Raw genomic sequence first — 14746 nt, forward strand, 5'->3', positions numbered from 1 at the left:
GCGCTTGTGCGTTGCAAAATCCGATCAACGCGCGGACGATTTTACAGGAGTATAAGCGCGGCTTTGTTCGCTCGCCAAGCGGGTATTTCTTGCAGAGCTTGCTTCATGCGGCACAAATCGGGCGCCCTTGATCCACAGGCGCAGCGCTTCCCAGTGGATGGCGGCCATGATCTTAACGGTCACCAGCGGAAGCGCGAAGAACGAGCGCAATAGCGCGCCCGACGTCAGCGCGTGCCGCTTGCCATTGAAGGTCGCGGCGAGGATCGGCCCCTCCGGGTCGGTCTCCAGGATGCGCAACTTCACGTCAGCGCCGGGAGGTGAGACACGGAAGTGATAGCGCATCGGCATATCGATAAAGGGGGAGACGTAAAACAGCTTGTCCTGCTCCTGCCGGATACCGACGTCTGTTTGTTCGCCCGGCTGAATCGGCAGGACGTAGGAGTGGATGTCACCAAAGGTGTTGCGGACCTCGTAGATGATCAGAGCAAGCTCGCCATCGGCGCGGCTGCAGAAATAGGTCGAGAGCGGATTAAACGTGTAACCGAGCAGGCGAGGGTAACACAGCAATTCCACGCGTCCGCCGGTCAGGTCGATGCCACGCTCCCGCGCACAGCGCTGCGCAAACGCAAGCAGTGACGAGCCATCGCGATCGCCATGATCGGACTCGCGAAAGCTGTACAGCGCGGCACGATTGACGCCGAATAGCGGTGATATCCTGTCCGCGTCATCCAGACGGTCGAGATTGATCAACAGGCTCATCACGCGGTAGCTGAAGCGATGGCCCATCGGCTTGAGCCGCGCATGCATCACGTTCCCAAAATACAGCGCCGCAGTTGCATCTACTGAGCCCGATTTCGCTGTTGTGCTGGTCACGACGTCACGCATCGCTACTCCGCGGCTTCGGCGAGTTCCGGCGGCGGCGCCCGCCATGGCACGGTTGCACCCAACGCTTCGGCCACGGCGAGACCGGAGCGCAATCCGTCCTCGTGAAAACCATAGCCGGTCCATGCACCGCAGAACCAAGTGTGGCGCTTGCCCTGGATCTCGTCGAGGCGCTTCTGTGCCGCAAATGCCCTGGCATTGTATTGCGGATGCTCGCACATGTAACGCCCGAAGGTCAGATCGGGATCCGGTGCGAACGGCGGATTGAGGCTGACGAACAGCGGTTTGTCGTCGGCAATGCCTTGCAGCCGGTTCATCCAGTAGGTCACTGCGACGTCGTTGACGTGGCTGCTTTTGCGCTGCCAGCGCAGGAAGTTCCAGGATGCCCAGGCATTCTGTCGCTTTGGCATCAAACGGGCATCGCGATGCAGGTAGACGATGTTCGGCGCATACCCGATGTCGCCGAGAATGGCGCTCTCGTCGGCGCTCGGGTCTGACAACATCGCCAGCGCCTGGTCGCTATGCGTGGCGACGACGACATGGTCGTAGGTCTCGTGGCGACCGTGGCTGTCGTGGACCACAACCCCATGCGCGGAGCGCTCGATCGCGGTCACCGCGCAGCCGAGGCGCAGGTGATCGCCGAATGCGGCCGTGAGCTTCTCGACGTAAGTCTTGCTGCCGCCTTTGACCGCGCGCCAAACCGGGCGATCATATTGCAGCAGACGGTGATTGCTGAAAAAGGCGATGAAGTTCTCTACCGGAAAATCCAGAATCTCGTCGGCTGGTGCGGACCAGATCGCGGCACCCATTGGCCCCAGGTAGTCGGTCAACAGACGCGGCGCGAATTTGCGCCAGCGGAAATACTGGCCGAGCGACATATCGCCGAGCAGGCCTTCGGCACGATCCTTCACGCTCTGCTCGTTGAAGATCAGAATATCCTTGAGCATCCGCAGATAGGAGGGCGAGAACAGGTTGCTCGGCTGTGCGAACAGACCTTTGGCCGTATCCGCCCATGTATCGCCGCCGCCCTTCCATTCGAACCGCCCGCCATCGGCGGTGACCGCGAAACTCATGCAGCTTTCCACGGTCTCGACGCCAAGATGGTCGAACATCGCGGTGAGGTCGGGGTAATTGAGCTCGTTATAGACGATGAACCCGATATCGACGGCGACCTGGGTGCCGTCATAATCGACGCTCACGGTGTGGCTGTGGCCGCCCGGGCGGAGTTCGCGGTCGTAGACCGTGACGGGATAGCGCTTTGACAGTGCCCATGCGGCGGCATTGCCGGCAATTCCCGTTCCGATGACTGCGACGCGCATTCCAAGTCCCCTGTGGCCAATTCGTGACCAAGTTACGGTTGGTATTCCCGGCAGGTTTCAAAATGGCGCAGGGGAGCGCGAACTTGGCGTCAGCAACAAATGAACACATGAAATCTTCGTAAGCCTGACCTGTCGGGCGCTTCTGTCAGCGGCCAAAAAGCTCGATAAAATCGGGGGAATCTGTGCAAATCCGCTCATTCGCGGGTATGTCGCATCTATGCCGCTTGCACGTTGCGACACGTAAGAACACTGTCCGCAGGATGATTGGGCCGCTAGAATGCGGGCTCGTTTCATTGACCAAGCATCACCCGGTGAACGTGTCTCAGGCTGCATACCCCAACGCCCCGAATCTCGGCGCAAAGCGCGCGCGGCGGAGCCTTGTCCGGATGTTCGTGCGGTGAATCTCGTGTTCGCGAAAAAGATCGGGCGTTCGGTCGTCGCCTTTGCCGTTGTTGCCAGTTCGGCAGGCTGCATTTTGACCAAGGATCTGCCTGATCCGGCCCTCGATATTCCCGAGGGCTACAAGGCGGCACGGCTGGCCAATCCGAACGGCGCCACGCCGACACTGGACTGGTGGCGCGGCTTTCGTTCCAGGGAACTGACGCAGCTGATGGAGGAGGCCCAGACAGTCAACCTCGATATCGCTGCGGCAACATCGCGAATCATGCAGGCCGATGCGCAGGCCCGAATCACCGGCGCCGCGCTGCTGCCCAGCGTGGGCGGCGGTGGGCAGGAAACCTATTCGCGGACTTCGGGCTCCAGTTCCAGCGGCCTGACCAATGGCGGCCGCGAGGTGGTGACCTATTCGGCCTCGCTCTCGGCCAGCTACGAGATCGATTTCTGGGGCAAGAACCGTGACGCGGCTCTGGCTGCGGAAGAAACCTCGACTGCCAATCGCTTCGACCGCGACGTGGTGGCGCTGACCACTATGGCGGCCGTCGCCAATGCTTATTTCCAGGTGCTGACCTCGCAGGACCGCATTCGCACGGCGGAGCGCAACATCGCTAGCGCGCAGCGCATCCTTGATGCGATCAAACAGCGCTTCAGTGCCGGCACCGGCACCGATCTCGATGTCGCGCAGCAGGAAAGCGTACTGGCCAATCAACGCGCTGCGGTGCCGCCGCTGCGGACCACGCTGGCGCAGAACGTCAATGCGCTGGCGACGCTGGTGTCCCGGCCCCCTGAAAGCGTGCGCGTGGCCGGCGGCTCGCTGAACAATATCGCAGCCCCGCGCGTCACGCCCGGTCTGCCGTCAGAGCTGTTGACCCAGCGGCCGGATATCCGCCGGCAGGAAGCGCAGTTGGCCTCGGCGACGGCCAATGTCGGCAGCGCCCGGGCGCAGTTCTTCCCCTCGATCCAGCTCACCGGCTCGGGAGGCTATCAGAGTGCTGCGCTGGCCTCGCTGTTTCAGCCCAATGCCGCCTTCTTCAGCCTCGTCGGCGGCCTGACCCAGCCGATTTTCGATGGCGGGCGCATTCAGGGCAATTTCGAGCTGACCCAGGCGCGGCAGGACGAGCTGCTGCAGACCTATCGCAAGACGGTCGTGCAGTCCTTTGCCGACGTCGATAACGCGCTGGTCGCGATCCGCCAGACCACCGAGCGGCTGCGGCTACAGCGCGAGGTGGTCCGGGCGTCGAAGCGGGCCTTCGAGCTGTCCGAGCAGCAATTGCGCGCTGGAACCGCTGACATCGTAACTGTGCTAAACACCCAGCTGACGCTGTTCCAGGCGGAAGATGTCCTGTCGCAGGCGCAACTGGCGCGGCTACAGGCGATCATCAGCCTCTATCAGGCGCTGGGGGGCGGCTGGGAGCCGAAAATGGAAAGACCGGTCAATGCTCTTTAAGCCGGAGTTGAAAGAGGCCGCGAAAGCGACGGGCGACGGTGTTGCCAAGGTCGCCGGCAAGGCGCGCCGCCGTACTGTGTCGATTGCCGTGACACTGCTGATCCTCGGCGGGCTCGGCTATATCGGCTGGAACGCGTTCCAGCAGCGGCAGACGGCCGGTCGCGGCGGCTTCCGTCCGGACATGATGACCGTGCCGGTGCTGGCAGCGACGCCGAAGATCCAGGACGTGCCGGTCTATCTCGATGGTGTCGGTTCGGTAAAGGCGTTGAACAACGTCACCGTGCGCGCGCAGGTCGACGGCAAGCTGATCAAGGTCAATTTCAAGGAAGGCCAGGACGTCAAGGCCGGCGACGTGCTCGGCGAGATCGATCCGGTACTCTACAAGGCACTGTACGATCAGGCCGTCGCCAAGAAGGCGCAGGACGAGGCGACGCTGGCCAACGCGCGGCTCGACCTGATCCGCTACCAGCAGCTTGCAACGTCAAACGCTGGCTCCAAGCAGCAGGCCGACACCCAGAAGTCGCTCGTCGCCCAGCAGGAAGCGCTGGTGAATGCCGATCAGGCCGCAATCGACAATGCCGCAGCGACGCTGAGCTATACCAAGATCATCGCGCCGCTCTCCGGCCGCGCCGGTCTGCGACAGGTCGATCAGGGCAACATCATCCATGCGTCGGACACCACAGGCCTCGTGGTGATTACGCAGCTGCAACCCATCGCTGTGCTGTTCAGCTTGCCGCAGCAGCAGATTGTTCGCGCCAATGCGGCTGCTGCCAAGGGGACGCTGCTGGTCGATGTATTCGGCAATGACGGCGTCACCGTCATCGACACCGGTACGCTCACTGGCATCGACAATCAGGTCGATACAACCACCGGCACCGTGAAGCTGAAGGCCGAATTTTCGAACCCGAATTATCAGCTCTGGCCCGGCCAGTTCGTTAATGTGCGGCTGAAGGTCGAGACGCTGAAGGATGCCATGGTGGTGCCGACCTCGGCCGTGCAGCGCGGTCCCGCCGGCACGTTCAGTTACGTGATCGAGGAGGGCGACATCGTCAAGGCGGTGCCGGTCACCGTTACGCAGCAGAACGAGACCACGGCTGTCATCGCCAAGGGCCTGTCGGCGACCGAGCGTGTTGTCACCACGGGCTTTGCCAATCTCGCAGAGGGATCGAAGGTGTCAGTCGGCACCAATGATCAGGAACCGACAGCCGATCTCGCGCCACGCAAGCGTGGCGGGGGCAAGGGCAATGATGCCGGCGAACGTCGCGGCAAGCGCGGCCAGAATTCGGGTGGCGCGGGCGGCCAGGGCAATCCGCAGGCACCGATTGGCCAGACACCGCCTCCAGCCAGCCCGAGTGCTGCGCCATCGGGAGCGAAGTAGCCATGATATTCGCACGATCGATCGCCTGAGTTGATGATTTCGATACCAAAGAGCGCACAGTCATGAGCGTCTCGGAACCCTTCATCCGCCGGCCCATCGCGACGTCGCTGCTCGGCATCGCGCTGCTGATCGGTGGCGCGCTCGGCTACTTCGGGCTTCCGGTGTCGGCGCTGCCGCAGGTCGATTTCCCGACTGTGCAGGTCTCGACGCAATTGCCGGGCGCGAGCCCCGAAGTGACCGCGTCGCTGATCACCGCGCCTCTGGAGCGTCAGCTCGGGCAGATTCCGTCGCTGTCGTCGATGACCTCGACGAGCTCGTTCGGCGTCAGCCAGATCTCGCTGCAGTTCGATCTGAACCGCGATATCGATGGCGCGACCCAGGACGTGCAGGCGGCGATCAATGCCGCCGCCGGCGTTCTGCCGAAGAACCTGCCATATCCACCGGTCTACGCGAAGGTCAATCCGGCCGACGCGCCTGTGATGACGTTGGCGCTGACCTCGGACACGATCTCGCTGCGATCGATGAGCGATCTGTCCGATACGTTGCTGGCGCAGCGGCTCAGCCAGATCTCGGGTGTCGGGCGCGTTGCCGTGTTGGGCGGCTTGAAGCCGGCGGTGCGGGTGCAGGCGGATCTGGCGCGGCTCGCTGCCTACGGCATCGCGATGGAGGACCTGCGCGCGGCAATTGCCGGCGCCAATGTGTCGGGCCCCAAGGGCTCACTCGATGGCGCACAGCAGGCCTATACGATTGCGGCCAACGACCAGATCGTTGCAGCGGATGCGTACAGGCCGATCATCATCGCCTACCGCAACGGATCGCCCGTCACCATCGGCGACATCGCGCAGATCGTCGATGGGCTGGAAAACGACCGCACTGGCGGTTGGTATCAAGGCACGCCTGCCGTCATCATCGAGATCCAGCGTCAGCCCGGTGCAAATGTCATCGAGGTCGTTCGCCAGATCCGCGAGGAAATTCCGAAGGTACAGCGCGCGATGCCGGCCGGCGTCAAGCTGACCATCGTGAGCGATCGCACCGTGACCATCCGCGCCTCGGTCCATGACGTGCAATTCACGCTGGTGTTGTCCGTCATCCTCGTGACTTTGGTGGTGCTGCTGTTCCTCCGGTCGCTGCGGGCAACGCTGATTGCCGGCGTGGCCCTACCGCTGTCGCTGATCACGTCCTTCGGCGTGATGTATTTCGCCGGCTTCAGCCTCGACAATCTTAGCCTGATGGCGCTGACCATCGGCACCGGCTTCGTGGTCGACGACGCCATCGTGATGATCGAGAACATCGTCCGTCACATGGAAGAGGGCGAGAGCCCGATGGAAGCGGCACTGGCAGGCGCGAAAGAAATCGGCTTTACGGTCATCTCGCTGACGGTGTCGCTGATCGCGGTGTTCATCCCGCTGCTATTCATGTCCGGTCTTGTGGGCCGCATGTTCCGTGAATTCGCGATGACGCTGACCATCGCCGTCGTCATGTCCGCCGTGGTCTCGCTGACGCTGACGCCGATGATGTGCTCGCGGCTTTTGAAGCACACCAAGGATGAATGGCAGGTGCCCGGTCTCGGGGCCGTCAGCCGCGGTATCGACCGGATGGTGGCGTTTTATCATCGCACGCTGTTGTGGGTGCTGCAGCATCAGGCGGGTACACTCGTGGTCACGTTCTTGACCATCGTCGCGACGCTGGGCCTCTATGTCATCGCCCCCAAGGGCTTCCTGCCGCTGCAGGACACTGCCTCGATCACTGCCGTGACGGAGGCCGGCGCCGACGTGTCATTCGCAGAGATGCAGAGCCGACAGAGCGCGGCGGCAGCGGCGATCCAGGCAGATCCGGATGTGACGGGAATCATCTCGGTGATCGGCGGCGGCTCGGTCAATCCGACCACCAATGTCGGTCGGCTCGTGATGACCCTGAAGCCGCGCGGTGAGCGCAAGGATGACATGAATGCCGTGATAGCGCGGCTCAAGGATCGCGTCGCGGCGATCCCGGGTATGACCGTGTATTTCCAGCCCGTGCAGGATATCCAGATCAGTACACAGAGCAGTCGCTCGCAGTACCAATATACGCTGACAGGGACCGACGCGGCGCAGGTGACCGAGTGGTCACAGAAGCTCGTTGCTGAGTTGCGCCGCGATCCGATGTTCCGAGACGTGTCCTCGGAAGCCCAGACCGGTGGATTGCGAGCATCGCTCGATATCAATCGGCAGCGTGCCGGTCAGCTCGGCGTCAATCTGCAGGGCGTCACCGACACTCTGAATGATGCCTTCGCGCAGCGCCAGATTTCGACCATCTACGGTCAGGCCAATCAGTACCGCGTCGTGCTTGAAGCATTGCCGTCGCAGCAGCGCGATCCCGACGTGCTGTCGAAACTGTATCTGCCCGGTGTAGCAGGCGCGCAGGTGCCGCTATCGGCTGTGGCCACACTGACTCGCACGACAGCGCCGCTGGCGATCTCGCATCAGGCGCAATTCCCGGCGATCTCGCTCAGCTTCAACCTCGGGCCGAACGAAGCGCTTGGGGATGCGGTCGATGAAGTGAAGAAGATCGAGACCCGGATCGGTATGCCGACCAGCATCGTCGGGATGTTCTCCGGCGACGCTGCAGAATTCTCCAAATCGCTGTCCGGCCAGCCCTGGCTGATCCTCGCTGCACTGGTGACGATCTATATCGTGCTCGGTGTGCTCTATGAGAGCTACATTCATCCGATCACGATTCTCTCGACGCTGCCATCGGCAGGTGTCGGTGCGATCCTCGCGCTGATGCTGACCGGGCAGGACCTGTCGGTTATCGGCCTGATCGGCATCATCCTGTTGATGGGCATCGTCAAGAAGAACGCGATCATGATGATCGACTTTGCGCTGGATGCCGAACGCAATCGCGGCATGGCACCGGAAGCGGCGATCGTCGAAGCCTGTCTACTGCGGTTCCGGCCGATCATGATGACCACGCTGGCGGCATTGTTTGGTGCGTTGCCGCTGGCGATCGAAAGCGGCACCGGCGCAGAGCTGCGCTTCCCGCTCGGTGTGTCGATCATCGGCGGTCTGCTGCTCAGCCAGATCCTGACGCTCTACACCACGCCGGTGATCTATCTGGCGCTGGATCGCATCAATCGTCGGTTCGAGAAGAGTACAACGCCCGTGGCGGGTGCAGCCGGAACGGCGGGAGCAGGGGGGGCGCCCTAGTGGCCATCTCCATCTCAGCACCATTCATCATGCGGCCGGTCGGCACCACGTTGCTGGCGATCGGACTGTTTCTTCTCGGCGTTGTCGCCTATCACTTCCTGCCGGTCGCTGCGACGCCCAATGTCGATTTCCCGATGATCCGCGTGCAAGCGTCGCGGCCCGGCGCCGATCCGTCGATCATGGCTGCGACCGTCGCAGCGCCGCTGGAACGACGGCTGGGTATCATTGCTGGCCTGGATCAGATCACCTCAACAAGCTCCTTGGGCTCGACGAGCATTCAGCTGCAATTCGCCATAGGCCGCGACGTCGATCGCGCCGCGCGTGACGTCCAGGCTGCCATCAATGCGTCGATGGCCGATCTGCCGACCGATCTTCCGACGCTGCCGACGTTCCGCAAGGCGAATCCGTCAGCCGCACCTGTCTTCATTCTCGCTTTGACGTCGCCAACGATGTCCGCATCCGCAATCTACGACGTCGCCGACACCGTGATCGTGCAGCGGCTGTCGCAGGTGCCGGGGGTCGGCGAGGTCACGGCCAGCGGCGCCGACCAGCCCGCAGTTCGCATCCAGCTCAATCCGGTCGCGCTGTCGAATGCCGGGATTGCCACCGACGACGTGCGCACCGCCATCGTCAATGCGAATCCACTTGGCCCAGTCGGCATCTTCCAGGGATCGCGGCAGAGCGAGACGATCTCGATGAATCCGCAGATGCGCACGGCGGAAGAGTTTCGCGAGATCATCGTCAAGAGTTCGAATGGCAATTATCTGCGGCTGTCCGATGTCGCCGATGTTCAGGATGCGACGCGCAACAGCCGCTCGGTTGCCTGGTTCAACAAGCAGCCGGCGGTGCTGATCCAGATCACCAAGCAGGGCGATGCCAATGTCATTGACACCGTCAATCGCGTGAAAGCGCTGATCCCTGATCTGAAACAATGGATTCCTGCCGGGATCGAGATTTCGGTTCTGACCGACCGCACCGGTACCATTCGCGCCTCGGTCGAGGACATGGAGTGGACGCTGTTTGCCACCGCCGTGCTGGTGATGGCCGTGGTGTTCCTGTTCCTGCGTCGCGGCACGCCCACTATCGCGGCCGGCGTCTCGGTGCCGCTGGCGCTGGCCGGCACCTGCGTCGGCATGTGGCTGGCCGGCTTCTCTATCAACAACCTGTCGCTGATGGCGCTGGCGATCTCTGTTGGCTTTGTGGTCGATGACGCCATCGTCATGATCGAGAACATGTACCGCAATCTCGAAGAGGGTATGGCGCCGATGCAGGCGGCGTTCGCAGGCGCCAGGCAGATCGGCTTCACGGTGCTGTCGATCAGCCTGTCGCTAATCGCTGCCTTCATCCCGCTGATCTTCATGGATGGTCTGGTCGGCCGATTGCTGCGCGAATTCTCGTTGACGTTGACATTCTCGATTGTCGTCTCGACGCTGGTGTCGCTGACGGTGACGCCGATGATCTGCGCGCAATATATCAAGAGCGGTCTGTCGAGTACGGAGACCCGTTTCGACCGTATTGTTGAGGGCACGCTGTCACGCGTCGTAGCGTTCTATGAGCGCACGCTGCATGTGGTACTAGGCTTTCCGTTGCTGACGCTGGTGGTGTTCTTCGCCACCATCGCGCTGACGATCACGCTGTACATCAAGACGCCGAAAGGTTTCTTCCCGAACGACGACAGCGGCTTCGTGATCGGTGCAACGCGGGCATCGGCTGATGTCTCGTTTCAGGCGATGCTCGGACTACAGCAGCATATGGCGGATCTTGTGCTGGCCGATCCGGGCGTGGCCAGTATCGGTTCGTCGCTTGGCGGCACGGGCGGGCCGGGCGGCGGCGGCGCCAACCGGGGCACGATGTTTATCGCTTTGAAGCCGCCGGAAGAGCGTAACGGAGCATCGACCGAAGACGTGATCAACCGGTTGCGTCCGAAGCTCAGCGCGGTCCCGGGTATCCGTCTCTTCATGTTTGCTGCACAGGACCTGCGCGCCGGTGGACGCCAGAGCGACTCCAACTACCAATACACGCTGACCTCGACCAATCTCGATCTCCTGCAGAAATGGGCCCCGCTGGTCGGCAAGCGGCTGGAGAGCGTCGAGGGCATCACCGATGTGTCGAGCGACCGCGATCCCGGCGGATTGCAATTGACACTGACCATCGACCGCAAGATGGCATCGAGCCTCGGCGTCAGGGTGCAGGACATCGACAATGCCTTGAACAACGCGTTCTCGCAGCGACAGATCTCGACGATCTACACCCAGCGCAACCAATATAAGGTGGTGCTGGAAATCGATCCAAAATTCCAGAACGATCCGTCCGACCTCGATCGCATCTATGTCGCGGGCCTGAATGGGTCGCAGGTGCCGCTGTCGGCGGTTGTGCGCATGTCGCGCACGTTGTCGGCGCTGGCGGTGTTCCATTCGCAGGGGTTCCCGTCGACGACGGTGTCGTTCAACACGCTGCCCGGCGTGCAGCTCGATGCCGTGACAGGCAACATCCAGCGCGCGGTCGACGAATTGCATATGCCGGAAGGCATCCGCGGCGGCTTCGATGGCAATGCCGGTGACTTCAGCAAGACCACGGGGCGGCAGCCGCTGCTGATCCTCGGCGCGCTGATCGCCATGTATATCGTGCTGGGCGTGCTCTATGAGAGCCTGGTGCATCCTCTGACCATCATCTCGACACTGCCCTCAGCCGGGCTCGGCGCGTTGCTGGCGTTGCAGATCACCAATACACCGCTGACCGTGATCGCCTTCGTCGGCATCATTCTTCTCATCGGCATCGTCAAGAAGAACGGGATCATGATGGTCGATTTCGCCATCGAAGCCGAGCGGCATCGCGGGCTGTCGCCGGCGGAGGCGATCTTCGAGGCCTGCAGCGTGCGCTTCCGCCCGATCCTGATGACGTCGCTGGCCGCGGTATTCGCCGCCATCCCGCTGGTCATTGCCACCGGACCGGGCACCGAGCTGCGGCGGCCGCTGGGCATTACCATCATCGGCGGGCTGTTCGTCTCGCAGGTGCTGACGCTCTACACGACGCCGGTGATTTACCTGCTGATCGACCGGTTGCGTAACCGCTTCGCCCGGGCGCCGCTGCCGGTCCCGGCCGAATAGCCATAGTCGGCCGTCACGACGGTTGAAGCCTCAGGCCGCGCAGCGTATAGCGGGCAATGTCCAAGAAATCAGATCTGCAAGCTGCCGAGGCCGCCGACGCGATCCCGGTATGCCCGCATTGCCAGAAGCCGATGCCGCTGTGCATCTGTGATAGCATCACGCCCATCGACAACAAAATCGAGCTCCTGATCCTGCAGCATCCGCAGGAGCAGGATGCGGCGCTCGCGACGGCCCGCGTCGCCGCCCAGCATTTCAAGAAGGCGACGGTGAAGATCGGTCTGTCATGGCCAAGCCTCGCCAAGGCGCTGGGCAAGCCCGTCGCCGATCCCCAGCGCTGGGCGATCCTCTATCTCGGCTCCGCCAAGGTCACCGATTACGAGACCGATCGCGATATCCTGGCTATCGACCGCAAGGGGCAGGCCGAGGAAAACCAGAAGGCGTTACTCAAGGATATTCAGGGCATTGTGCTGCTGGACGGCACCTGGAGCCAGGCCAAGGCGCTGTGGTGGCGGAATGCCTGGATGCTGAAATGCCAGCGCGTCATTCTCGGACCGGAAAAACCGTCGCTTTACGGCAAGCTGCGCCGCGAACCGCGCAAGGACGGGCTATCGACCATCGAGGCCGCGGGGATGCTGCTGGCCAGCCTCGAACGGAAGCCCGAGATCGAGACCACGCTGAACGAGGCTTTCGAGCGGATGCTGGCAAAATATCGCGAAGCACAGAGCGTCATGCCGGAACTGGCGCCCAAACCGAAGCCCAAGCGTGACTGGCGGCGCAAGAAACGCGCCTGATCGCGTTCGGTTTTGGTTGATCCCGGCCTATCGGCTGCCGGGCGGAGGACCGACGCCGGCTTCACGCTCGTCACTCGATGATGACGGCCTGACGAGCGACGGAAACGGATTGCGGAACAGTCCGCCGCGCGCTTCTTCCACGACGGGGGCGGGAGGCGGTGCCGGGGCTGCGGCCTGTGGCGGCATCACCGGAACCGGCAGCTTCTCGCACTTCATGGAATAGACCAGCTGGCCGTCGGCGGTCCGGCCGATCGGCGCGCAGGGATCGGTGCGAACCGGAACGGGCGGTTTGGCCTGGGCCCAGCCTGGCGAGGTCATCAGCAACGTGGCGATCAAGACCCGGATGTTCATCGTGCCCCCTAGGGTTGGCAGGATGCTACGATCAATACTCCAATCCTGCCAAGCGAAGTGTTGCAGCGCACCACTCATAGCAATCGCGCCCGATCACGGGTCTGGCAGGCTAAGTCATTGATTGGATTTATGGAGGCCACGTCGGGAATCGAACCCGAATAAACGGTTTTGCAGACCGGCGCGTAACCATTCCGCCACATGGCCCCATAGCGGGTTAGTTACAGACCATCAGCCATTTAGGCAATGCCCGGCTGGAATCTTTCATGGGTTCCGACATACCGACACAATGATCAGCAGGAGGCCTGCCAGCCATCCGGAAACGGAATCAGTGGCCAAGGGCCGTCATTGTCGTTCGCAGCGGTCGGAATCGGGGCGAAGAACATTTCCTGGCTGCGCAGATCGTCCCGCACATCGGCCTCGATTTCGGCCCGGACCGTCTCCAGCAGATAGTCAAATTCGGCTTCGCTCATCTTTTAGCTCCCTGTCTTGGGAGCAATCTGACGCAAAGCCTTTGTTGGGCTGTTGAATGGATCGTTCAAATTGTACCGATCCACACGTCAGGCCCGTGATGGTTACCGGGACGTTTACCTCGTTAAATCAGATGCGGGGTTTTCCGGCACCGATCAGATGGTCCGCGGTAACATCAAACTGTTTGCTCCGTGACGGGTGTGTCCGTCTCCAGCAGCGTATCCAGCATCTTGCGGCCCTTCGTGCTGGCCTGCATCAGGGGATCCGCCTTGAAGGTCGACTTCAGGAAACTCGACACCGCGCGGATGCGCGGCACGAATTGCAGGTCATTATGGACGTTGATCCACAGCTCTCGCGTGGTGGACAGCTTGTCGTGCAGCACCGGGATCAGGTCGGGACGACGCGCCGTGGCAAAACTCGGCAGCAGCACGAGCCCGATGCCGCCGGCCGCAGCGTTCATCTGCGCGCACATGCTGTTGGAATGGAACGAGACTGGCGGGCTCTTGATGATGTCATCGAGCCAGCGCACCGAGTCGAGCTGGATCTGGTCGTCGATATAGGTGACGAAGCTGTGTTGCGTGAGCTCGGATGCGCTCTTGGGCATGCCATGCGCGTCGAGATATTCTTGCGACGCATAGAGCCCGAGCTGAAAGCAGCCGATCCGCTCGGACACCATGCCCTGGCCGGTGGGGCGGAAGAAGCTCAGAAATAGATCGGCCTCGCGACGATTCACTGAGACGCTCTGCGGTGACGTCAACAGTTCGACGGTCAGGTCCGGATGCTGTTTGCGCAGTTCGACGAAGCGGTAGGCGAGGTAGAGCGAGGCGATGCCCTCCATCGTGGCAAGGCGGACCCGGCCAGCCATACGGCTGCCGCCGCATTGCACGTCTTCCCGCATGGCGATCACGGCGCTCTCGATGCGCTCGGCATGGCAGAGCAGGCGGTCGCCGGTCTCGTTGACCTTCAATCCGGACGGCAATCGCTCGAACAACGCCACGCCCAAGGTGCTCTCGAGATGCGCGATCCGGCGGCTGATGGTGGATTGATCAACCCGAAGGCGCTTGGCCGCATTGCCCAGGCTGCCGCCGCGGGCTGCGTGAATGAAGACCTTGAGGTCATCCCAATCGAGAGCTTTGAAATTTTCCATCCAAGACAATCAGCAAGAGCTGTGCCAGCAAACCATACCCGGGACGCGATGTCGCGGTGGAAAAACCAGTCTGCAAGGCCCTTTGCAGGATTGTCTATACCCCGCGCGATCCGAAGCAACCTAGCCTGACGGGAACAAAGAACGATCCGTTCTCTCTCACTTTGCGGACGCGACGCTGCCGGTATTTCGGGTTCAGCGAGTGACCATGAATGAGGCTCCTGCGATGATCTCGCAGGCACCGCGAGAGCCACGGCGGCATCCCGTTCCAGAAACTC

10 protein-coding genes and 1 tRNA gene are annotated in these 14746 nt (G+C 62.2%); 5 read left to right on the forward strand and 6 right to left on the reverse strand.

Features of this window, described 5'->3' with window-relative positions; all coding sequences use genetic code 11:
- Positions 1-24 precede the first annotated feature (24 nt).
- Both AB8A33_RS12795 and AB8A33_RS12800 read right to left on the reverse strand, forming a co-directional pair.
- Positions 25-885 carry a DUF1365 domain-containing protein gene (locus AB8A33_RS12795; protein ID WP_439095925.1) on the reverse strand — a complete coding sequence of 287 codons (861 nt, stop codon included), beginning with the start codon at positions 883-885 and terminating at the stop codon, positions 25-27.
- A gap of 2 nt (positions 886-887) precedes the next feature.
- Positions 888-2201 carry an NAD(P)/FAD-dependent oxidoreductase gene (locus AB8A33_RS12800; RefSeq protein ID WP_439093128.1) on the reverse strand — a complete coding sequence of 438 codons (1314 nt, stop codon included), beginning with the start codon at positions 2199-2201 and terminating at the stop codon, positions 888-890.
- A 406-nt stretch (positions 2202-2607) separates the two neighbouring features.
- On the opposite strand from AB8A33_RS12800, the gene AB8A33_RS12805 reads away from it, so the two are divergent.
- The 5 genes from AB8A33_RS12805 to AB8A33_RS12825 all read left to right on the forward strand — a co-directional run bounded on the left by AB8A33_RS12805 (position 2608) and on the right by AB8A33_RS12825 (position 12505).
- The gene (locus AB8A33_RS12805; RefSeq protein ID WP_439095926.1) at positions 2608-4044 is read left to right on the forward strand and encodes an efflux transporter outer membrane subunit; all 1437 of its coding nucleotides are present in this window, start codon (positions 2608-2610) and stop codon (positions 4042-4044) included.
- Positions 4034-5422, forward strand: coding sequence for an efflux RND transporter periplasmic adaptor subunit (locus AB8A33_RS12810; protein ID WP_439093129.1), 1389 nt, complete (start codon positions 4034-4036; stop codon positions 5420-5422). The genes AB8A33_RS12805 and AB8A33_RS12810 overlap by 11 nt, the downstream gene beginning before the upstream one ends.
- Before the next feature lie 62 nt (positions 5423-5484).
- Positions 5485-8607: an efflux RND transporter permease subunit gene (locus tag AB8A33_RS12815; protein WP_439093130.1), complete on the forward strand. Its 3123-nt coding sequence runs from the start codon at positions 5485-5487 to the stop codon at positions 8605-8607.
- Positions 8608-8636: 29 nt separating this feature from the next.
- Positions 8637-11714: an efflux RND transporter permease subunit gene (locus tag AB8A33_RS12820; protein WP_439095927.1), complete on the forward strand. Its 3078-nt coding sequence runs from the start codon at positions 8637-8639 to the stop codon at positions 11712-11714.
- Positions 11715-11770: 56 nt separating this feature from the next.
- Positions 11771-12505: a tRNA-uridine aminocarboxypropyltransferase gene (locus AB8A33_RS12825; protein ID WP_439093131.1), complete on the forward strand. Its 735-nt coding sequence runs from the start codon at positions 11771-11773 to the stop codon at positions 12503-12505.
- Positions 12506-12532: 27 nt separating this feature from the next.
- On the opposite strand, the gene AB8A33_RS12830 is transcribed toward AB8A33_RS12825, so the two are convergent.
- The 4 genes from AB8A33_RS12830 to AB8A33_RS12845 all read right to left on the reverse strand — a co-directional run bounded on the left by AB8A33_RS12830 (position 12533) and on the right by AB8A33_RS12845 (position 14471).
- A complete protein-coding gene (locus AB8A33_RS12830) occupies positions 12533-12856 on the reverse strand; it encodes a hypothetical protein (RefSeq protein ID WP_439093132.1) in 324 nt (107 codons plus the stop codon).
- A gap of 130 nt (positions 12857-12986) precedes the next feature.
- A tRNA-Cys gene (locus tag AB8A33_RS12835) sits at positions 12987-13060 on the reverse strand.
- Positions 13061-13146: 86 nt separating this feature from the next.
- Complete coding sequence (locus AB8A33_RS12840; RefSeq protein WP_068736432.1) at positions 13147-13326, reverse strand: hypothetical protein; 180 nt, start codon at positions 13324-13326, stop codon at positions 13147-13149.
- A 173-nt stretch (positions 13327-13499) separates the two neighbouring features.
- Positions 13500-14471, reverse strand: a complete 972-nt coding sequence (locus AB8A33_RS12845) for a LysR family transcriptional regulator (protein WP_439093133.1) — start codon at positions 14469-14471, stop codon at positions 13500-13502.
- Positions 14472-14746: the final 275 nt, after the last annotated feature.

Origin of the sequence: Tardiphaga sp. 813_E8_N1_3, assembly GCF_051811025.1 — a bacterium.
In the GTDB taxonomy this organism is placed as follows: Bacteria; Pseudomonadota; Alphaproteobacteria; order Rhizobiales; family Xanthobacteraceae; genus Tardiphaga.

Coding starts and splice junctions, on each gene's coding strand:
- AB8A33_RS12795 (WP_439095925.1), bottom strand. CDS start 885: ATGCGTGACGTCGTGACCAGCACAACAGCGAAATCGGGCTCAGTAGAT.
- AB8A33_RS12840 (WP_068736432.1), bottom strand. CDS start 13,326: ATGAGCGAAGCCGAATTTGACTATCTGCTGGAGACGGTCCGGGCCGAA.
- AB8A33_RS12845 (WP_439093133.1), bottom strand. CDS start 14,471: ATGGAAAATTTCAAAGCTCTCGATTGGGATGACCTCAAGGTCTTCATT.
- AB8A33_RS12800 (WP_439093128.1), bottom strand. CDS start 2,201: ATGCGCGTCGCAGTCATCGGAACGGGAATTGCCGGCAATGCCGCCGCA.
- AB8A33_RS12825 (WP_439093131.1), top strand. CDS start 11,771: ATGTCCAAGAAATCAGATCTGCAAGCTGCCGAGGCCGCCGACGCGATC.
- AB8A33_RS12815 (WP_439093130.1), top strand. CDS start 5,485: ATGAGCGTCTCGGAACCCTTCATCCGCCGGCCCATCGCGACGTCGCTG.
- AB8A33_RS12830 (WP_439093132.1), bottom strand. CDS start 12,856: ATGAACATCCGGGTCTTGATCGCCACGTTGCTGATGACCTCGCCAGGC.
- AB8A33_RS12820 (WP_439095927.1), top strand. CDS start 8,637: ATGCGGCCGGTCGGCACCACGTTGCTGGCGATCGGACTGTTTCTTCTC.
- AB8A33_RS12810 (WP_439093129.1), top strand. CDS start 4,034: ATGCTCTTTAAGCCGGAGTTGAAAGAGGCCGCGAAAGCGACGGGCGAC.